16 protein-coding genes and 1 riboswitch are annotated in these 20439 nt (G+C 44.1%); of the genes, 15 read left to right on the top strand and 1 reads right to left on the bottom strand.

The window, feature by feature from the left end; genetic code table 11:
* Nucleotides 1-4: 4 nt before the first annotated feature.
* From EV210_RS20970 to EV210_RS20945, 6 genes are all read left to right on the top strand, one after another.
* Nucleotides 5-925, top strand: a complete 921-nt coding sequence (locus EV210_RS20970; RefSeq protein ID WP_132083320.1) for a DMT family transporter — start codon at nucleotides 5-7, stop codon at nucleotides 923-925.
* Nucleotides 926-961: 36 nt separating this feature from the next.
* Nucleotides 962-2107, top strand: a complete 1146-nt coding sequence (locus EV210_RS20965; protein ID WP_243650662.1) for a CCA tRNA nucleotidyltransferase — start codon at nucleotides 962-964, stop codon at nucleotides 2105-2107.
* 14 nt (nucleotides 2108-2121) lie between these two features.
* Complete coding sequence (locus tag EV210_RS20960) at nucleotides 2122-3231, top strand: iron-containing alcohol dehydrogenase family protein (RefSeq protein ID WP_132083318.1); 1110 nt, start codon at nucleotides 2122-2124, stop codon at nucleotides 3229-3231.
* 88 nt (nucleotides 3232-3319) lie between these two features.
* Nucleotides 3320-3407, top strand: a riboswitch (cyclic di-GMP riboswitch).
* Between the two features lie 23 nt (nucleotides 3408-3430).
* A complete protein-coding gene (locus EV210_RS20955) occupies nucleotides 3431-3790 on the top strand; it encodes a response regulator (protein ID WP_132083316.1) in 360 nt (119 codons plus the stop codon).
* Nucleotides 3791-3939: 149 nt separating this feature from the next.
* Nucleotides 3940-5181: a GDSL-type esterase/lipase family protein gene (locus tag EV210_RS20950; protein ID WP_132083314.1), complete on the top strand. Its 1242-nt coding sequence runs from the start codon at nucleotides 3940-3942 to the stop codon at nucleotides 5179-5181.
* 45 nt (nucleotides 5182-5226) lie between these two features.
* On the top strand, nucleotides 5227-6579 hold the full coding sequence (locus tag EV210_RS20945; protein ID WP_132083313.1) for an MATE family efflux transporter: 1353 nt from the start codon (nucleotides 5227-5229) through the stop codon (nucleotides 6577-6579).
* An 82-nt stretch (nucleotides 6580-6661) separates the two neighbouring features.
* Here the strand turns inward: EV210_RS20945 and EV210_RS20940 are convergent, their stop codons facing one another.
* A complete protein-coding gene (locus tag EV210_RS20940; protein ID WP_132083312.1) occupies nucleotides 6662-7417 on the bottom strand; it encodes a DeoR/GlpR family DNA-binding transcription regulator in 756 nt (251 codons plus the stop codon).
* 374 nt (nucleotides 7418-7791) lie between these two features.
* Between EV210_RS20940 and EV210_RS20935 the strand changes: the two genes are divergently transcribed.
* From EV210_RS20935 to EV210_RS20895, 9 genes are all read left to right on the top strand, one after another.
* Nucleotides 7792-8946, top strand: a complete 1155-nt coding sequence (locus tag EV210_RS20935; protein WP_132083311.1) for an iron-containing alcohol dehydrogenase — start codon at nucleotides 7792-7794, stop codon at nucleotides 8944-8946.
* 24 nt (nucleotides 8947-8970) lie between these two features.
* Complete coding sequence (locus EV210_RS20930) at nucleotides 8971-9831, top strand: class II fructose-bisphosphate aldolase (protein ID WP_132083310.1); 861 nt, start codon at nucleotides 8971-8973, stop codon at nucleotides 9829-9831.
* Nucleotides 9832-10851: a 5-dehydro-2-deoxygluconokinase gene (iolC, locus tag EV210_RS20925; protein WP_132083309.1), complete on the top strand. Its 1020-nt coding sequence runs from the start codon at nucleotides 9832-9834 to the stop codon at nucleotides 10849-10851. It begins immediately after the preceding gene.
* 23 nt (nucleotides 10852-10874) lie between these two features.
* A complete protein-coding gene (locus tag EV210_RS20920; RefSeq protein WP_132083308.1) occupies nucleotides 10875-11684 on the top strand; it encodes a 5-deoxy-glucuronate isomerase in 810 nt (269 codons plus the stop codon).
* A gap of 14 nt (nucleotides 11685-11698) precedes the next feature.
* Nucleotides 11699-13564 (top strand): 3D-(3,5/4)-trihydroxycyclohexane-1,2-dione acylhydrolase (decyclizing), encoded by a 1866-nt coding sequence (iolD, locus tag EV210_RS20915; protein WP_243650661.1) that lies wholly within the window; start codon nucleotides 11699-11701, stop codon nucleotides 13562-13564.
* 16 nt (nucleotides 13565-13580) lie between these two features.
* Nucleotides 13581-14477: a myo-inosose-2 dehydratase gene (gene iolE / locus EV210_RS20910; protein ID WP_132083307.1), complete on the top strand. Its 897-nt coding sequence runs from the start codon at nucleotides 13581-13583 to the stop codon at nucleotides 14475-14477.
* 169 nt (nucleotides 14478-14646) lie between these two features.
* Nucleotides 14647-15651, top strand: coding sequence for an inositol 2-dehydrogenase (gene iolG / locus EV210_RS20905; RefSeq protein WP_132083306.1), 1005 nt, complete (start codon nucleotides 14647-14649; stop codon nucleotides 15649-15651).
* Nucleotides 15652-15961: 310 nt separating this feature from the next.
* Complete coding sequence (locus EV210_RS20900; RefSeq protein ID WP_132083305.1) at nucleotides 15962-17344, top strand: MFS transporter; 1383 nt, start codon at nucleotides 15962-15964, stop codon at nucleotides 17342-17344.
* A gap of 136 nt (nucleotides 17345-17480) precedes the next feature.
* Complete coding sequence (locus EV210_RS20895) at nucleotides 17481-20384, top strand: metallophosphoesterase (protein WP_132083304.1); 2904 nt, start codon at nucleotides 17481-17483, stop codon at nucleotides 20382-20384.
* The last annotated feature ends 55 nt before the right edge of the window (nucleotides 20385-20439 follow it).

The raw sequence follows: 20439 nt of genomic DNA, 5'->3' as shown, positions 1-20439 counted from the left end.
ACCTATGAAAAATTGGCAAATATGGATGTTACTGGTACTCTGTAACTTGTTTTGGGCAGGTAATTATGTATTTGGGAAATATGTAATTACTGAAATAACACCGTTATGGATTACGTTTTCCCGCTGGGTACTGGCACTGTTTTTCTTGTTTCCAATTGCGTATTATTTCGAAAAGCTGGAATGGAAAACGATCAAACAAGATTGGCTGCTATTGACCTGTATGGGAGGGCTCGGCATAATCGGCTATAATCTGCTGCTGTACTCTGCTCTGGCCTATACAACAGCAACTAACGCAGCCCTGGTCAGTGCACTGAATCCAGGAATAATTGTTATCGTTTCTGTTTTTCTTACGGGAGAACGCATTTCCAAATTACAAGCTGCCGGTTTTCTCTTTTCTCTTGCCGGTGTGTTAATTATTTTAACGAATGGAAACGTGGCGCACCTTCTGCAGGCAAACTACAACCAAGGTGATTTGCTCATGCTGGCGGCGGTGTTTGTTTGGACTGCGTATTCCCTAATTAGCAAAAAGCTGCAAACACCGCCAATTACGGCTACGGCCGTGTCTTCGGCAATAGCCGTAATCATGATGATGCCGTTTGCTGCTTCACAGGGAATTAATTTCGCTGCTATTAAGCCATTAGCGCTAGGCGGAATTATTTATATCATATTGTTTCCTTCCGTGTGTTCTTTCGTGTTCTGGAATTTATCAGTTAAAGCGGTTGGTGCCAGTAAGTGCGGGGTATTCCTCAACTTAGTTCCTGTTTTTACGGCAATAATCAGTGTTATGCTAGGGGAAAACATAACTCTGGCCCAACTATTTGGCGGGTTAGCGGTTTTTCTGGGAGTTTATCTGACAACAGGATTACTGGACAAGTGGTTTGCCAGAACGGATAAACCGGCAGGAGAGCCGATCGTAAAATCATAATACTAATGTAGCACGAAAAGATAAGGAAGGAGGCTGATGCAATTGATTACGGTGGCAGAAATGACGGAACAGCGTTTTGCTGAGGTTATAGCCGCAAATGGTGGACGGGCATACCGTGTTGGCGGCTGTGTCCGTGATGCCCTAATGGGCGTAACTCCGAAAGACATAGACTTTTGTGTAGTCGGGATGGTCAAGAAAAATTTTAAAGTCCTGTTTCCGGAAGTCGAGGAAGTTGGGAAGACTTTTCCGGTTTTTCGCCTGCTGATTGACGGAAAAAAATGCGAAGTTGCTTTTGCCCGGACTGAGCGGAAATCCGGCAGCGGCTACAAGGGATTTAAGATTTCATCCAATCCCAAAGTAACCATCGAGGACGATCTTTTTCGCCGGGATACAACAGTGAACTCCATTGCCATAGATTGTTTAACGGGTGAATTAATTGATCCTTTTCATGGATGCCGGGATATCCAGGCTGGTATCTTGCGGGCAACGAGCGAGCACTTTGCTGATGATCCTCTGCGGGCATTGCGACTGGCGGGACATTCGGCCCGCTTGGCTTTTGCGGTAGAGGAAAATACACTGGCTCTAGCCAGGGAGGCTGGCCGGGAGCTTGCTGAAGAGCCGCCGGAAAGGCTGCTTGCCGAATTTCGAAAGGTTTTGACGGGAGCACAGTATCCTGCCGTTTTTTTTCAGGTTTTGCATAGAGCCGATTTGCTTGCCATTGCCTTTCCAGCAGTTGCTGCCCTAGCGGGGCCCGTTTTTGCTGCGGCAATGGAGCAGTTGGACAGGACCGCCCAGGCAACGCCGGACAGCAAACTCCGCTTTGCTGTGCTAGGTTTTACTATGAGTAAAGAGAGCCTGCTGGACTGGAATCAGCGGATGACATTGCCGGGTGACTGGCTTGAGGCGGCTATTACTGCCGGCAGGATGAAAGAGTTGCTGCTGCAGCCTAATCCGGAAAACTTGGTGACGGCTATCAACTTGCTCCGACGCGGTTCACTAAAGGTAAGTGAATTTGATATTCTTGCAAAAAGCGCCAGCCTGAAAGTCCCCGAACTGGATTCGCTGCAAGCGGCAATCCTTCTGCCCAATAATCCGGTGCCAAAAGACTTAAAAGGCAGGGAAATCAGCGAGTGGCTGCGAAATCGGCATATTGCTGCTATCCGGCAGGTGCTCAACGGATAAAAGGAGGGAGTTACATGGATTTTAAATTTTTTATACCCACAAAAGTACTCATGGGAGTTGGCTGCGTTCAGAACAATAAGGCGGAGCTCAGCAGGCTGGGGAAAAGGGCGCTGCTCGTTACGGGGCGCAACTCTGCTAAGGCCAGTGGAGCCTTAGACGATATTATCGCTGCGCTGAAAGCTGAGGCGATAGAATGGGAATTGTTTGATCAGATCGGCGAAAACCCGACTTTTGCCGCCGTTGAGGCTGGCGGAGAAGCGGCCCGAAATTTCAAACCGGATATGATCATTGCGATTGGCGGAGGGTCTCCGCTGGATGCTGCTAAAGCAATTGCCGTATTGGCTGTGAATCCTATTCGTGCGTATCAGCTGTATGAGGGAGCTTTTCCGGCTGCTCCCTTGCCGATAGCAGCTATTCCTCTGACGGCTGGGACTGGCAGTGAAGTTACTCCGTATTCCATTTTGACGGATGATGAGCGCCAAACGAAGCGCAGTTTTTCCGACCCGCGGCTTTTCCCCCAGGTGGCTTTTCTAGATGCCCGCTACACCCGGACGCAATCCAGGGAGGTTACGGTGAATACGGCTGTAGACGCACTATCCCATGCTATTGAAGGATACTTGTCGAAACGGTCGACGCCGGTTAGTGATTGTCTGGCCCTGGAAGCAATCCGCTCTTTTGCAAAGGCTTGCAATGCTTTGATTGTAGGGGAGTTTACCTTGGCTGACAGGGAGGAACTGTTGTATGCGTCGCTTTTGGGAGGAATTGTTATTGCTCAGACAGGTACCACGGCAGTTCATGCTTTGGGCTATTCACTGACCTATTTTTATCAGGTACCTCATGGCAGGGCCAACGGACTGCTGCTTGGTGAATATTTACGCTTTAATGAGCCGGTGGTAACGGAAAAGGTTGGGGCTGTTTTAGCAGCTTTAGGGCTAAAATCGGTAAACGCTGTGAAAGAACTGATGAACCGGCTGCTGCCAAGCGATGAAGTTTATACGCAAGAAGACTTGCGCAAGTTTGTCGCTATTGCCAGTGAAGCGGCAAATATCGTCAATACTCCGCGGCAGCCAAGCCGGGAACAGTTAGTTCAACTGCTGGAGCATTCCCTGACGTGCAAAGCGTAAGTAAGCGGTTTTGGGAATATTAGAAATTAATTGACTTTGTTCCTGTAAGACCGGATAATAGACTACAGGTACTATCAAATTTACTCCATGAATGAACTGGCAAACTTATCGAAAGGTAAGGACGCAAAGCTATGGGTCTAAGGGTACTGTTTGCCTATGATTGCCAGGTTGCCATCACTTACTGTAAGGTGGTGCTTAGATGTCTTGTCGCGTGCTAATAGTTGATGATTCAGCCTTTATGAGATTGCGATTGCGTGAGATTTTGGAGTCCTTAGGTGCAACTGTAGCCGGAGAAGCGGCCAATGGGCTCGACGGTATAAAACAATTTCTGAAATTAAGTCCTGATCTGGTGCTGCTGGATATTACAATGCCCGATATAGATGGGCTTACGGTATTAAGGGAAATGCTGGAACTGGATTCAGAGGCCAAGATTATTATGGTTTCCGCTTTATCACAAAAGAGTGTTATCAGGGAAGCTTTGCAAAGCGGCGCACGCGATTATATTATTAAGCCTTTGGACCCGCTCACGGCCAAAGAGGTTTTAGCCAAAATGCAATAAACTGTCAAGCAAAGAAAAACAAGTTTTTTCTTTGCTTGTTTTTATTTTATTAGGCAGTTTGGTTGATTTTTTGTAAAAAGTACCAAGCCTGTGACGGTAGTCCCTGTAATATGGTATACTGATCAAGTGGGTTAAAGGAGGAGAAAGAAATGAAGTTACTGCGAATCATGTTATTTTGCGTGCTCTTATGCAGCGCTGCGGCAAGCGGCTATGCACAAGATAATAAAATACAACTAGTGTGGACCAGCGCTGAAGATGCCGTTATGTATGAGCTGGAAGTGGCTACTGCTCCGGTCTTCAGGGATCGTCAGGCTCCCCAAGATAAAATTGTGTATCAAACTACGGCAATCTACACGCCGGGAGTCGAGCTTGATTCAAGCGTATTGGCGGCCAAAGACGGTAAAAAACTATATTACCGTGTTCGGCCTTTAGATTTGGATAAGAAAGCGGTAGGGCGTTTTTCCGCACCGGTTGCACTCGATAAAGGTATTCTAAATCCGACGAAACCAGCGGTAACTGCTTATGGCAAAAAGAAAGTGCTTACGCCGCTATATCCTGTTTATGCCTGGATTCCTGTTTTGCATGCGGCAAGTTATGAAGTGGAAATCACCAATCAGCTGCCCGAAACGGCCAATGGAACAGAACCGTCAAGGTATCGCATACGGAATTATTCAGTAGGAGCGGGCTTTGATTATTATGACTCCGAGCCCTATCGAGATAATGGTACATATTTTTGGCGGGTAATTGCTTTCGACAATCAAGGGGAAGCAATCGGCGAATATTCAGATGCAGTCCCTTTTGCGGTAAAAACAGGAGTACATAAGTGGGCCGTTTTTGGCGATAGTATTACTCATGGCGGCGGGGCTGTTTCCAATCCACCGTCTGATGAGCGTTTCGATTATTCTTCCTATCTGCCATTTCCGGTAAAGAATCTGGGGAGAAGCGGAGATACCGCCGCAGCTTTGGCTGAGCGCTTTGAGCGTGATGTGTTGCCCTTTCAGCCCCAGTATTTGTTTGTTTTAGGCGGCAGCAACAGCATCAGGGGCGGTGTCTCTGCCGGTGAAGTGATCGAATCACTGGAACTGATTAAACAAAAGTGTCAGGAGAATGGCATATTGCCGATTTTTCTTACTTTGCCTCCGCTTAATCCAGAGCGGATTCAACGGGTATTTAACCAGCCAACAGCCGATAACTGGCAGGAAGAGTTAAAGCAGGTCAATGCCTATATCAGAAAACAACCCTATTACGTCGAGATTTATGCAAACCTAGTGGATAAACGGGGCCTACTGCCTGTTAAATATGCCCAAGACGGGCTGCATCCTGATATTGCGGGCAAGAAGGTGATGGCCCGGTCAGTTCAGTCCTTCTTAAAGAAATATAAACTAAAGTAACTTTGTCAGTATGTTTTCATACTGGTTTGCAATTAGAGGTATATCATGAAACAGACGCATTCGATTCAACAAAAAATTATCCAGCTGTTAATTATTTTACTGCCCATTTTAGTTAGCCAGCTTGCTTTGTGCGGGATGAACTTCTTTGATACCATGATGTCCGGCCATGTGGGACAAAATGATTTGGCCGGAGTCGCCATTGGTACAAATATATGGATGCCGGTTTTTACCGGCATTAATGGAATCCTTATTGCCGTGACACCGATTATGGCACAACTTTATGGAGCCGGACGCAAAACCGAAATCCCTTTTGTGGTATTGCAAGGGGTGTATTTAGCTGTTGCGCTGGGGGGAACAATTATTGCCTGCGGTGTTGTTATCGTAAAGCCTGTTCTGACGCTGATGCAGCTGGAGCCGGCAGTACAGGTCATTGCTTATGAATTTCTTCGGGCTCTTGCATTCGGGATTATCCCGTTCTTTATTTGTACTGTTTTGCGTTGTTTTATTGACACGCTGGGATATACCCGTGTTACCATGTTGGTTACGCTGAGTGCATTACCGATTAATGTTTTATTTAATTATCTGCTGATCTTTGGTGCTCATGGATTTCCCAGGCTTGGCGGTATTGGTGCCGGCTATGCGACAGCAATCACCTACTGGTATATTGCGATTGTCAGCTTTTTTATTATCCGCTATATGTCACCATTTAAGGAATACAAAATCTTCGCAGTTTTGTACCGGCTTTCCCTGCCTGCCTGGAAAGAGCAGGTCAGGATTGGTATACCCATCGGGCTTGCTATTTTTTGCGAGACAAGTATTTTTGGCGCGATGGCTTTTCTCATGGCCAAGTTTGGCACAGTCACTATAGCAGCCTATCAGGCTGCCCTTAATTTTGCCTCGCTTGTTTATATGCTGCCGCTCAGCATTGGCATGGCGCTTACGATTGTTGTCGGCTTTGAGGTTGGCGCCAATCGCCTGAAAGATGCCAGGCACTATGGCTATTTAGGACTGGCGATGGCCGTTACGATGGCGGCATTCTGCGCTGTGGGATTGTTCCTGTTTAATAAACAGGTGGCTTCCTGGTATAGCACGGATGCTGAGGTCCTGCAGCTAACACAGCACTTCCTGCTTTATGCCGCTTTCTTCCAATTGTCGGATGCGCTGGCAGCTCCGATTCAGGGCGTATTGCGCGGTTACAAGGATGTTACGGTAACCTTTGTTATGGCGATGATTTCTTATTGGATAATTGGATTGCCTACCGGCTTTATCTTAGCTAATTATACCGATTTTGGTGCAACCGGCTACTGGATAGGGCTTATTTTGGGGCTGGCAGTTGGGGCAGTTGCATTGTCAGCAAGGCTGATCAGACGGCAGCACAGAGAAATTCTACAGCAATAGCAAGAGCTGGTTTTCCAAATAAAAAATGTCTTAGGGCAAAGCCCTAAGACATTTTTTATTTCAGGGTGTTTGGTTTTGACTGCTAAGGTGTAATGAGTTGAATATTATTACTTTCAAAGAAGTCTACAAATTCATCGCCTGGTAGTTCATTTGTTATAAAGACATGGATATCTTTAAGCTCGCAATAGGTTGTCAGGGAAACGCGCCCCAGCTTAGTGGCATCAGCTAACACAACAACTGTATCACAATGTTCTACCATATAACGCTTTATATCATATTCAAAGCTCGAAGAGTTAGTAATCCCCTTAGTAATCGAGATTCCGGTAGAAGCCATAAAAGCTTTAGAGATATTAAATTTTTTGAGAGAGTTGACTGCATCCATATCCACAAATGAGTTTGTTGTCCTAAATAAGACTCCACCTGTACAGAGTACATTTAGATTTGGATAGGGGAGGGAGCCCATGATTACATTTAGATTATTGGTAATAATGGTCAGATTGCGAACCTCGGCCAGATGAGGAATCATATGCATGGTTGTTGTTCCTGAATCAATATAAATTATGTCACCATCTTGAACAAATTGGCTGGCAAGCTTTGCAATAACTTGCTTAGAGGTGATGTTCTTCTCTTCTCGCGATTCGAAGGGTTCAGTGGTTTTTTTATCGTTTAATACAATCCCGCCGTATACCTTCTTGATTATCGACTGTTTTTCAAGCTCATTAATATCCCGTCTCATTGTATTTTTGGAAACATTGAACAGAGTACACAAATCATCTAAAGAGGCACGTTCATTAGCAATAATATAATTTTTTAACTCCTGAATTCGATTTTCTTTCAAAATCTCACTCCCATTCTGCTCTGTGACCAGAAGCGTAAGTAATTACCCTAGATTATATACTTAATTTCCATATTTTTCAAATTACATGAATAAAAATTGTCATTGCTTGATAATGGATATGTTTTATTATATAACAAACAAAATATAAAACAATGATTTTATAGAAAACATAAAATAATTGCTAATTTAACCCACATGTAATCATAATATAACCAAAAAACAACAATAAAGTTACCAAAAAGTATAAATAAAGGATTGAAAATTTTGGAATGCAGTATTATAATGCAATTATACACCAGAAATGTTCAAATGTAGTGAAAAAACATCTCAAAATATTATCAAGTAATGATCAATTGAAAAAGGGGGGGCGTAAATTGGCGAATTTATTGTTATTACCCGCGAAGATAATAACCGGGACCAATGCCTTGAATCAAGCCGGGTTGCATTTAAAACAATGTGGTTCTAAAGCATTAATTGTTACAGATAAAATGATGCTGGAAATTGGAAGTGTTCAAAGGTTGATCAATATAATGCAAGAAAATAGCATTGATTTTAAAGTGTTTGCAGAAGTTAATGCGGAACCAACTGAGCAGATTGTAAATCAGGGAGTTGATACATACCGACAGCATGACTGTGATTTTCTCGTTGCTATTGGCGGAGGTAGCCCTATTGACGCGATGAAGGCTATTGGTGCACTAGTTGCTCATCAAGGAGCACTTGCTGATTATATGGGAAAGGAGTTTAGCAGAACACTACCCCGAATGGTCGCTATCCCTACAACTGCCGGGACAGGTTCTGAGGCTACCCAATTTACTATTATTTCCAATACGAGAACCAATGTAAAAATGCTGCTTAAAGGTGCTGTATTAATACCTGCCTTAGCTATCGTAGATCCCATACTTACAGTTTCTGCTCCCCCTAACGTTGTTGCAGCTACGGGCCTTGATGCATTAACGCATGCAATCGAAGCTTATACATCAAAAAAAGCCCAGCCGCTGTCTGATACATTTGCACTTTCTGCATGCCAAAGAATTTTTGAAAATTTGCGCAAATCTTATTATGATAGCGAAGATCTAAGTGCAAAAGAACAAATGTCACTGGCCTCTTTGGAAGCGGGGATTGCCTTTAATAATGCATCAGTTACCCTAGTCCACGGGATGAGTCGACCGATTGGTGCATTATTTCATGTTCCTCATGGAATTTCCAATGCAATTTTGTTAAAAGACTGCCTTGCTTTTGCAAAGGAGGGAGCGCCGCGGAGATTTGCCGATATTGCTAGAGCAGCAGGCTTTAGCCGCGGGAACGATGATGACCAGCAGGCAGCAGAGCAAGTGGTAACAGAGGTTGAAAAACTTTGCAAAGATTTGCGCATTCCAAATCTGGAGGAATTCGGTGTTGACAGACAGGAGTTTTTTCAAAATATTAATAAAATGACTGCCGATGCTTTGCAAAGTGGCAGCCCTCAGAATACCAGGCGGGGAGTAGATACAGCAGAAATTATTGCGATTTATAAGAAGTTATGGGCGTAAAAAGTTGCTCTAGGGGGAATCGATGTGCCGTTAGTAACAATGAAAGAAATTGTAGCCGAAGCGGATCGGGCTGGCTACGGAGTCGGGTCTTTTAATGTGGTAAGCATGCAAACGATAATGGGAGCCATAAAAGCGGCCGAAGATACCCAGTCACCAATTATTCTGCAGGCTGCAGAAGTCAGGTTAAAGCATTCTCCGTTGCATCTACTAGGGCCAATGATGATTACAGCAGCTCAGCAAGCTAGAGTACCGGTTGCGGTGCATTTGGATCATGGTTCAAAGCTGGAAACCATTAAAGAAGCGTTGTCAATGGGATTTACTTCTGTTATGTATGATGGTTCTCATTTGCCGATTGAACAAAATATTAAAAACACACTTGCGGTCATGCAGTTAGCCAAAGACTACGGCGCATCTACAGAAGGTGAAATTGGCAGGGTAGGAGGAAGTGAGGACAGTTCGAAAGACATTGAAATGGTTATTACGCAAGTAAAGGATGCTCGTAGTTTTTATCAGCAAACAGGTGTTGATGCTTTAGCAGTTGCAATTGGCAATGTTCATGGAATTTATAAAAACGAGCCCAAATTGCAATTCCAAAGATTGGAGGAAATAAAAAAGTCGGTAGGAATACCTCTGGTATTACATGGCGGTTCTGGATTAACATGCAGTGATTTCCGTAAATGTATCCAGTACGGTATAAAAAAAATTAACGTACAGACCGCAACTTTAACGAATGTAGTGAAAAGAGTCAGAAGCTTATTGGATTTAAATAAAAATGTTGACTATTTTACTTTTCACCAATGTGTAATTGATGCGACTTATGAAAGTGTAAGAAGTCATATTGAAGCGTTTCAAAGTGATAACCGAATTGAAGCGGGGGTCGATTAAATGAACATTATTCAATTCGATCAGTCAAAAAGTAAAGATATTGTGCCTATTGGCAGGATTGCAATAGATTTTAACCCAGTCGATTTTAATAAACCCTTGGATGAGTGTACTACATTTAAAAAGTATCTTGGTGGATCACCGGCTAATATTGCGGTTGGCATGGCCAGACTAGGTAAAAATGTAGGCTTTATCGGTAAAGTTTCTGATGATCAATTTGGCAGATTTGTTACAAATTACTTTCGCCGTGAAGGAATTGATACATCAAATATAGCGGTTGCCCGGCAGGGTGAATCATTAGGTCTCACGTTTACCGAAATATTGAGCCCTAGTGATAGCAGCATTCTGATGTATAGAAACGGCATAGCCGATTTATCACTAACAACCGGTGATATTAATGAGCAATACATACAGGATGCTAAAGCTATCATTATATCGGGAACGGCTTTGGCAGCCAGTCCTTCCCGGGAAGCAGCATTACTGGCAGTGGAATATGCAAAAAAACACAATACAATCGTTATATTTGATGTTGATTATCGTAGTTACACCTGGAGATCACAAGCGGAATTAGCCATTTATTATTCAAGTGTGGCGCGGCGAAGCGATATCATTTTGGGATCAAGAGAAGAGTTTAATTTGATGGAGAGCATAATTTCCCCGAAGGGCAGTGGTGACAGAGAGACTGCTGACAGGTGGATGGCTTATGGCAATAAAATTGTTGTCATTAAGCACGGCAAGGCTGGCTCAACTGCTTATACAAATGATGGAGGAGTCTATAAGATCAAGCCTTTTCCTGTACAGTCATTAAAATCCTTTGGCGGCGGCGATGCCTACGCGTCAGCGTTTCTTTATGGGTTAATGGAAGGCTGGGATATTGTTGATTGCCTCGAGTTTGGCAGCGGTGCCGCATCCATGCTGGTTTCCGCTCACAGCTGCTCTGATGCCATGCCGCAAGTAGAAGAAATCCGTGAATTTATTCGCAAGAAAAAAGAAGAATTTGGTGAAATGGTGGCCCGCGGCTAATCAACTATTTGAGGAGGCAAAAAATGCTTAGAATCAGGCAGGAAGGGCCATTTCAGTATGGCTATAATCCCATTACTGAAATGGAAGACACGGAGGACAACACATTGATGGATTTCGGAATATTGCGACTTGCCGCCGGGCAGACAGAGCAAATTCTTGATACCGGCAAGGAAAGTGCTATTCTGCTTATCTACGGTGAAATTACCTTAGGCTGGACCGATCAGGAAAGAACAATCAGGCGGTTGTCCTGTTTTGATGAGAATCCCTGGGTTTTGCATGTGCCCAAAAATGTGGCAGTAAGAATTCAAGGTGTAGCAGACGATTCCGAAATCAGCATAACTAAAACCACTCACGAGACCATGTTTGAACCGAAGCTGTATACGCAAGCCGAATGCCAGGCGGAAGAACGGGGGAAAGGAACGCTAAAAGAGACATCGACGCGAATTGTGCGTACTGTTTTTGACTACACGAATGCACCTTATTCGAATCTGGTGGTAGGTGAAGTCATCGATTTTCCTGGCAAATGGTCAAGTTATCCACCGCATCACCATCCTCAGCCGGAAATATATTTTTATAAATTTTATCCAGAACAGGGCTATGGATTTTCCGAGTTAGGCGAAGATGTCGTTAAGCTTCGTAATAATGATACGGTGAAAATACTGGATGATGTCACTCATCCCCAGACTACCGCCCCAGGCTATGCGATGTATTATAGCTGGGTAATCAGGCATCTTGCCGGCAATTCGTATAAAAGTCCGGAATATCCCGTGTTTAATCCGGAACATCTCTGGGTTACTGACAAAAATGCAAAAATATGGCCCGATAAAGAATGAGCTGAAAGGAGTACATGATGAAAACGATACGGCTTACCATGGGGCAAGCCCTACTCCGGTTTCTTGATAATCAATATGTGGAATTTGACGGCTTGGAAAACAAGTTCGTTAAGGGCGTATTCACAATCTTTGGTCATGGTATAGTAGTTGGTTTTGGTGAAGCCCTGGAACGGTATCAGGGCGATATTATCGCTTATCAGGGGAAAAACGAGCAAGGCATGGCCCATGCGGCAATTGGTTATGCCAAACAAAAAAATAGGCGAGAAATAATTGCCTGCACCTCCTCGATCGGACCGGGTGCCCTTAACATGATTACCGCCGCCGGGACTGCGACGGTAAACCGGATTCCGCTGCTACTTTTGCCGGGAGACACTTTCGCCTGCCGGCAGCCTGACCCCGTTCTACAGCAGTTGGAGAATCCCACTAGTATATCTATTACAGCCAATGATGCCTTTAAACCTGTTTCAAGGTATTGGGACAGAGTAGTGCGCCCTGAACAGCTGATGACAGCGATGATCAATGCTATGCGGGTATTGACTGACCCGGCCGATACCGGGGCAGTTACTATCTGCTTGCCTCAGGATGTCGAAGGCGAAGCGTATGAATATCCGGTAGAATTTTTCGCTAAGCGCGTTCATCATATAATCCGGCGAATTGCTTCACAGGGAGAAATTGAAAGGGCGGCAGCTGCAATTATAACTAAAAAGAAACCTATTATCATTTGCGGCGGTGGAGTGGTGTATTCGGAAGCGGGAAAACAGCTAAGCGACTTTGCCGAAAAATTTGGCATACCAATTGGGGAAACACAGGCTGGCAAAGGCGCTATTTCCTGGAACCATGCTTTGAATTTGGGGGGCATCGGTGTTACTGGCGGATATGCAGCCAATAAAATTGCAGCCCAGGCTGATTTGGTCATTGCAGTAGGTACAAGGCTTTCTGATTTTACCACAGCGTCCAAATGGCTATTCCAACATGCCGATGTTGAGTTCCTGTCGATTAATGTTAATTCTTTTGATGCTTATAAAATGAATTCGATGACGGTAATCGCCGATGCGAAGGAGGCGCTGCAGGCACTAACGGTTGTTTTAGAAAAAGCTGGCTATCAATCGCAGTATACGGATGAAATTTCCCGGGAAAAGGCTGTCTGGGATGAAGAAGTTGATCAGTTATTTGCCGCTGAATCAGCACAGGGGATTTCACAGACCCGGGCTCTGGGCGAGATAGCAAAACAAGTTGATCAAGATGCGGTTATTGTTGGCTCTTCAGGAAGCTTACCGGGGGATTTGCAAAGACTATGGCGTCCGGTTCATCCCAAAACGTACCATATGGAATACGGCTTTTCCTGCATGGGCTATGAAGTCAATGCCGCACTTGGCGTAAAAATGGCCGAGCCGCAGAAAGAAGTATATGCAATGGTCGGTGACGGCAGTTTCCAAATGCTGCATTCTGAATTAGTGACAAGTATTCAGGAGGGCTGCAAAATCAATGTACTGCTCTTTGATAATTGTGGCTTTGGCTGTATCGAGAATCTACAGAACTCTCAGGGAATACCGTCTTTCTGTACGCAAACGAAATTTCGTGATCCTCAAACAGGTCGGTTAACCGGTAAGAATGTGCCGGTTGATTATGCTAAATGCGCCAGAGGATATGGTGCCGAGGCTTATACCGTAACGACAGTTAAAGAATTGGCGGCAGCGCTGGAAAGTGCAAAAAAGGCGGTTGTATCTACACTTATTGATATAAAAGTGCTTCCCAAGACAATGACAGGCGGATATGAGTCCTGGTGGCGAGTCGGCGTTCCGGAAGTATCGGAGAATAGCCAGGTTATGAAGGCTTACGGACAGCTTGTAAAGGAAGTTGGTAAAGCGAAAAAATTCTAGCTCCGGAGGTTTGGATATGTTTGATAAAAATAAAGTATCTTTGGGGATAGCCCCTATAGCCTGGACAAATGATGATCTGCCTGAACTTGGTGGTGAAAATACCTTTGAACAATGTATAAGTGAAATGGCGCTTGCCGGCTTTATCGGCAGTGAAGTCGGCAATAAATATCCCCGTGATACAAACATTTTAAAAAGAGCCCTGTCTCTGCGCGGTATTTCAATAGCCAGTGCCTGGTTCAGTTCATTTCTAACTACCCGACCCTATGAGGAGACGGCTGAAGCGTTTATCGGCCACAGGGATTTTCTGCATGAAATGGGAGCTAAAGTTATTGTTGTTGCTGAGCAGGGCCATAGTATTCAGGGAATTACCGATGCCCCGGTCTTTGAAAAAAAACCATTTTTCACAGAAAGAGAATGGGAACAGCTGGCCAGGGGCCTGGAGAGTCTGGGAAAACTTGCCGCCGAGAAAAGAATGAAGCTTGTCTATCATCATCATATGGGGACCGGTGTCCAAACGGCAGCGGAAATTAACAAGCTGATGGATATGACAGATCCTAGCCTGGTATATCTGTTATTTGATACGGGTCACCTGACATTTTCCGGGGAAAACCCGGAAGAAGTTTTGCTTACCCATGCAGGACGGATCAAACATGTTCATTTAAAAGATATACGCCGCGATATTTTACAAAAGGTAAGCAAAGAGCAGCTTAGTTTCCTGCAAGCGGTAAAAGCAGGTGCGTTCACTGTGCCGGGAGATGGCATGATTGATTTTGAACCGTTATTTAACCTGCTCAGCAAAGCCAATTACCAGGGGTGGCTTATCGTTGAAGCAGAGCAAGACCCGGCTCTTGCCAATCCACTGGAGTATGCGATAAAGGCAAGAAAATATATCCGTGAGAAAACAGGCCTGTAAGCTGGAGCTACTATTGCCGCTAAGCAGTGGCCGATTTAGGTGACAAGCCTGTTGCCACATGAATAGCGAGTTGTATATAAATATCGAAGCTAGGAAATGGACAATTAGGAAGCTTGTTTTAAATACAGCGGCCACTCGAAGGTAAAGCAAATATTTAGGAGGTCACGAGATGGGACATAAGATTAAAGTAGGGGTTATTGGTGCGGGAAGGATTGGTAAGATTCACGCAAGCAATATTATTAAAAATTTTGCCGATGTTGAAGTGAAGGCAGTAGCGGATATTAATGCCGATACTATAAGGGATTGGGCAGCAGAGTTAGGCATTCAGCATGTATATGCCGATTATAAAAAAGTTATTGAAGATCAGGATATTGACGCTGTAATCATCTGTTCGTCAACTGATACACATTCGCAAATCACAATTGAAGCCGCTCAGGCCGGCAAGCACATATTCTGTGAAAAGCCAATTGATTATGATATTGACCGCATCCACCAGGCACTGGAAGCGGTAAACGTAGCTGGTGTTAAGTTTCAGGTTGGCTTTAACAGGCGTTTTGACCATAACTTTAAGAAAGTTAGAGAATTAATACAAAAAGGATCGATCGGTGATGTGCAGATTGTTAAAGTTATCTCCCGCGATCCCACTCCGCCGCCTGCAGAATATGTAAAAGTATCAGGTGGCATGTTTCTGGATATGACCATTCATGATTTTGATATGGTAAGATACCTGACTGGCAGCGAAGTAATTGAAGTATACGCTAATGCCGCAGTTCTTGTAGACAAAGCAATAGGCGAAGCAGGCGATGTTGACACTGCGCTTATCAGCCTGAAATTTGCCAACGGCGCTATTGGGATGATTGATAATTGTCGGCAGGCTGTATACGGTTATGATCAGCGGGTAGAGATACTTGGTACAAAAGGCAGTATCTCCGTAGCTAACGATACTCCTACGACAGTCATAGTAAGCACTGAGCGTTTTGTTTCGTCAGATAAACCTAAATATTTCTTCCTGGAAAGATACATGGAATCCTTTGAGGCAGAGCTTAAAGCATTTTTTAACTGTATAGTAAATGATACCGATCCTATAGTTACAGGTATTGATGGCTTGAAGCCTGTCCTGATCGGTTTGGCGGCTAAACAATCCTACCAGAAGGGAACTCCGATTCGCCTTTAGTACGTAATTAACCCAAATTACAACCGGTGCAGATTTACCGAATGGTAGCAAACCATCCGGCAGAACCGGTCACAGTTCAAATGAATTACATAACAACTTTTCATAATTTAAAAATAACAAAGATATGCGGTAATTGTACTCGAGGGTGGCTATATAAAATTAATTTTCCGAATCGTCAAATTAAAGCGAAGGCTAATTTTATATTTGTTAGCGGCAAAATTCTAAGAAGGAACTTATTTTAAAGCACAAGCAAATTCCTCATGGTCAGGGCGCACTAGTGTGCGGATACGATAAAGAAGGAGTGCGGAATATGAAGCTCTTAAAATGGTTTTTGACTGGTGAAGAAAAACCTCGAATTCAAGATCCTGAAACAATAAAACGAATGTTTACAAAAGCAAGATGGCAAGGTCTTAGTGCGATGATAATTGGCTATGGAATGTATTATGTAGTTCGTATGACACTGGGAGTCGTAAAAAAGCCAATGATCACGGAAGCCGGTTTTACCGCCTCCCAATTAGGAACGATTGGCGCATGTATGCTGATTGCAATCGCTTTTGGAAAATGCTTCAACGGTTTTATAGCAGACCGGTGCAATGTGAAAAAAATAGTACCTCTTGGGCTGCTGGGAGCAGCAGTAGTCAATATTATTTTAGGTTTTACGCCTTATTTCTGGGTATTTGCATTTTTATGGTTCGTTAATGGCTGGTTTCAATCCATGGGTTCAGCACCGTGTATTGTATCGCTGACCCAATGGTTTTCCAAACGCGAGGTAGCCACGCAATACGGTGTCTTCAGTATCGCCCATTATCTTGGAGAAGGTGCAACTTTTGTCGGTACTGCGCTGCTGGTTGTCCATTTTGGCTGGCGTTCTGCTTTTTTAATTCCCGGTCTGGTTTGTTTGTTCTTGGCATTTATTATGTATAAATTTATGTATGATCGCCCGGAAGCTTATGGATTACCATCTGCTAATGAATATAAAGGCGAAGCAATTGAAGTAAAAAAAGAAAAAACGAAGACTACAAGAGAGGCTCAGCTGGAGGTAATTAAAAACCCTTATATATGGCTAATTGCCTTAAGCGCCACCTTCCTGGGAATTGCCCGTTACTCGATGAATAGCTGGGGCGTAATCTTCCTGCAGGAAGCAAAATCGTATGATCTGGTAGCAGCGGGCAGCGTATTAGCAATAACGCCATTAATGGGAGGACTGGGGTCCTTTGTGTCGGGTTTTATTTCTGATAGACTTTTCAAGTCAAATCACGCTCTCACTACAATTGTTTTTGGATTGATGATGCTGGCGGGGATAGTTGGTTTTTGCTATACTCCCCCGGGACACCAGATTATAGATACAATCTGGGCAGCTGTTTTTGGTTTCGGCTTAGGCGTTATCTTATGCTTTATTGGTGGAATGTTGGCGGTTGACCTTTGCTCACAGAAAGCAGCCGGTGCTGCAATGGGGACGGTCGGTTTGTTATCCTATGGTGGTGCTGCTGCACAAGATTTTATCAACGGTTGGATGATGGACGCCAGTATTAAGGTAATAAACGGTAAGACAATTTATAATTTCGATAACATTATTCTGTTCTGGATGGGATCTGTTGCACTTATGGTGGTGCTGATTATACCTACTTTGTGGGCTAAAAAAGCAAGTGCCAAGCCCCTTGAAAAAGACGCATCGGTTAGCAATAACGGTTAATCACTGAGTATTCTGTTTTAGCATGAATTTTGCATGGATCTCACTTCGCTATCTCCCAATAGGTACGTTACATCGGTTGTGAGATCCTCATTTTTTCTAGATAAGCAATAGTTTTACATGACAGGAGGAACTCACTTTGATCGGTCCTTATTTGCTTGCACCTACATCAACGGGAATAACAATATGCTGGGAAACGGAACTGCCTGTTCAGGCTAAGGTCTGCTATGGAAGCCACAATATTTTGGCAGAAACTTTACTAGTACAATGTGTGCGGGGGGCTTCCTGGCAAACTAATACCGAGGGGATTTGTATCTATCGTGCTGTTCTTGCCAATCTGCAGTCAAATACTTTATATAATTACCGGGTGGAACTTGAGACCGGGGAATTTGAAGAAGGAACCTTTCGAACTCTCAAAGTGCAGCCTGAAGCAATCCACCTTTATACAATCAGCGACTCCCATGCTTTTGAAACCACCAATTATCTTACTGCAAGCGTACTGGCATCCCGTCCTGATTTTATTATCCACTCCGGCGATATCCCAATTGGTACAGGTTACCAAAAAGAAACATTTGACTCTCTGTGGTTTTATCCGGGAGCACAATTATTAAAGCATATTCCCGTCGTCTATATTGATGGTAATCATGATTCAGGCCCCTATTTTAACGATTATTTTATGGTAGCTCAGCGGAACATGTATAATGCATCGCCTGATGGGCTTCATTATTCCTTTCGATATGGCAATGTCCATATTGTTATGATGAATAGCAATCCTTGGGGGCTGGAGGAAATGAATGCTGTCATGTCCAACTTACCGGTAGAAGAAACGACTCGGATAAAAGTTAAAGAATCCCTGCAATGGCTTGACCATGAATTAAAATCAGCAGATGCAACACAGGCAAAATGGCGAATTGTGGTTATGCATCATCCTTATACAGATAATTTTTCCAATAAACATGTGACACAAATCGTTGAAAGTAACCACGTCCATCTTCTACTGGGAGGGCATCTTCATTTTTATCAGAAGGGTGTCTCAATTAATCCGGAAGTGGGCGCGAAGACACTCTATATAACGCAGGGAAGTGCTCAGGATTTGGCTGGTGAAATAGATTATGGTACACCTAAAGAGCGAATATTATCTGAGTATCCGGAAATAGTCGCGATGGGCAAAGCAATGTACAGCACGCTGGATATTACTGATGAAATGCTGGTTTATAAGGCTTATGGTATAGAAAAAGGAGAAGCATGGCCCAAGGTGATTGATGAAGCTACGCTGGTACAGGAAGAAAGTACTATTTTATTGTCCGACGTGGCTATACAGCCTGGAAGTGATCACATGACGATCCCTTTTACCGGAAGGGTTACGAATACCGGGAAAGGCTTAGCTGTTGTTACCGTAAAATTCAGAGATAACCATCAGGAGCGAATCATTAATTTGTTTGGGGCATTGGGCAAGGAGCGGGTAATCACATTAAATGCGGGAGAGGAGAAAGCAATTACAGGGACTATTATACTGGATACCGCCGGAAAACATATGATTCAAATTGGTAATATAACGAAAACTATCGAAGTGCCCGATAGTGCCGCTGATTTCCAGCTGAAGCATATGGCTGTCAGTACAGGGCAGGGAGAAAACAGTAATGTTATATTTGCGACGATAGAAGTGTACAATCTGCGAGCTGAACAACAAACAATTCAGCTTGATTTCTATATAAATGAGGCCAGCGTCAATTCGCAGCGAATCAGTCTGGATGCTTATGAGAATAAACTGGCGAATTTTGCTCATCGGGTTAGGGAAGCCGGAGAATATCAGGTAAGAATAAGCGATGAAATTAGCAAAAAAGTTCAGGTTGAAGGCAATATGAAGGTTACTCCGCTAGTTAAAGATATGTCCGGTAAGGGCAATCACGGTATTGTCAGAGGAAATCCCCGCTTCACAGTCAGAACGGATGGGACGATCGCAGTGGTTTTGGAACAATATGGCGATTATATAGAGATACCTGATCATCCCAGCCTGCATGTTTGTGATGGATTTACCGGGATGGTCTGGGCAAAAATGAATCATTTAGCGCGCGGTGAGGAAAGGGATCATAATCCACTCATGGTTAAAGGGCCTGCTGTTGGCTGGGGGGTTAACTATTTACTACGCATGGTTGTTAAAAAAATTGGTGTAGCAGCCTGGGGAACTTGTCATGGCATTACTGAATATGCCTGGGATGGAGGCAAGGTGCCGGTGGGGGAATGGGCGCAGTATACTTCAGGCTTTGACCGGAGAAGCGGTGGAACATCTTATATCAATAATGAGATAGTTGCAGAAATTGCTGGTATTGATACTACGGCTAAGCTGCGCTGCTGGGAAGGGTATCCGCTATTTGTTGGTTATGCAGGAATGGGACATGTAATTAAAGAGCTAAAGCGGCCTAAATATTTTACTCATTTTCCCGGCGAGGTGAGCCAGGTACGTTTCTATGCCTCTAAACTTTCGGCTGAAGAGAACGCATATGTTAATGAGCACCCGGCAGAGACGGGACCCAGGTCTGATGATCTTGTAGTTTGGCTCAATTTCAAAGAAGTTGAAACAAAGGGGATACATTGTACAGAATGGCGCCGGCCGGCTTATTTCACTCCTGCGTACCGGGCGGATAAACAAGTGTGGAGTTTCGTAACGTTGTTGGTTAGTACACAGATACCAGGTGCTTCATCCATAACAGCGACCATTGAAGTATCGGATGATCAGGAAATAATAAAGGGATTCAAGCAAGTGATACTAACTGACGGAGAGGCAAGCTTCGAACTTTCTGATCTGCCATCAGCCCAGTTTTTACGGATTACCAGTGAATTGGAGGCCGCCATTGGTCAAAATGGTTTGGATATACCTCAATTGCATTTGTATAAGGTACAGGCAATCTGTGGAAAAGAGAGAGTTCAATTGTATTGGGGAACCCGTGCCGATTGGGAAAAGGGGCAATTTACTGGCGCCATCGGATTTGAGCCCTTAAACCGCACAAAGGTGATTGAAGAGTATACCGATGTAATTCACTAGCACGCCCTTAAGGTAAACAGAAATGGCAAGGAGGGGGTAGATACAGCAGCGAGGG

It is taken from the genome of Anaerospora hongkongensis, assembly GCF_004339805.1.
GTDB lineage: Bacteria > Bacillota > Negativicutes > Sporomusales > DSM-15969 > Anaerospora > Anaerospora hongkongensis.
Note: the sequence above shows the minus strand (reverse complement) of the source record. Positions and strands in the feature narration are given on the sequence as shown.

What these genes read in the sequence shown, in the direction of transcription:
- EV210_RS20970 (WP_132083320.1), top strand. Translation starts at nt 5, where the DNA reads ATGAAAAATTGGCAAATATGGATGTTACTGGTACTCTGTAACTTGTTT.
- EV210_RS20965 (WP_243650662.1), top strand. Translation starts at nt 962, where the DNA reads ATGCAATTGATTACGGTGGCAGAAATGACGGAACAGCGTTTTGCTGAG.
- EV210_RS20960 (WP_132083318.1), top strand. Translation starts at nt 2,122, where the DNA reads ATGGATTTTAAATTTTTTATACCCACAAAAGTACTCATGGGAGTTGGC.
- EV210_RS20955 (WP_132083316.1), top strand. Translation starts at nt 3,431, where the DNA reads ATGTCTTGTCGCGTGCTAATAGTTGATGATTCAGCCTTTATGAGATTG.
- EV210_RS20950 (WP_132083314.1), top strand. Translation starts at nt 3,940, where the DNA reads ATGAAGTTACTGCGAATCATGTTATTTTGCGTGCTCTTATGCAGCGCT.
- EV210_RS20945 (WP_132083313.1), top strand. Translation starts at nt 5,227, where the DNA reads ATGAAACAGACGCATTCGATTCAACAAAAAATTATCCAGCTGTTAATT.
- iolC (WP_132083309.1), top strand. Translation starts at nt 9,832, where the DNA reads ATGAACATTATTCAATTCGATCAGTCAAAAAGTAAAGATATTGTGCCT.
- EV210_RS20920 (WP_132083308.1), top strand. Translation starts at nt 10,875, where the DNA reads ATGCTTAGAATCAGGCAGGAAGGGCCATTTCAGTATGGCTATAATCCC.
- iolD (WP_243650661.1), top strand. Translation starts at nt 11,699, where the DNA reads ATGATGAAAACGATACGGCTTACCATGGGGCAAGCCCTACTCCGGTTT.
- iolE (WP_132083307.1), top strand. Translation starts at nt 13,581, where the DNA reads ATGTTTGATAAAAATAAAGTATCTTTGGGGATAGCCCCTATAGCCTGG.
- iolG (WP_132083306.1), top strand. Translation starts at nt 14,647, where the DNA reads ATGGGACATAAGATTAAAGTAGGGGTTATTGGTGCGGGAAGGATTGGT.
- EV210_RS20900 (WP_132083305.1), top strand. Translation starts at nt 15,962, where the DNA reads ATGAAGCTCTTAAAATGGTTTTTGACTGGTGAAGAAAAACCTCGAATT.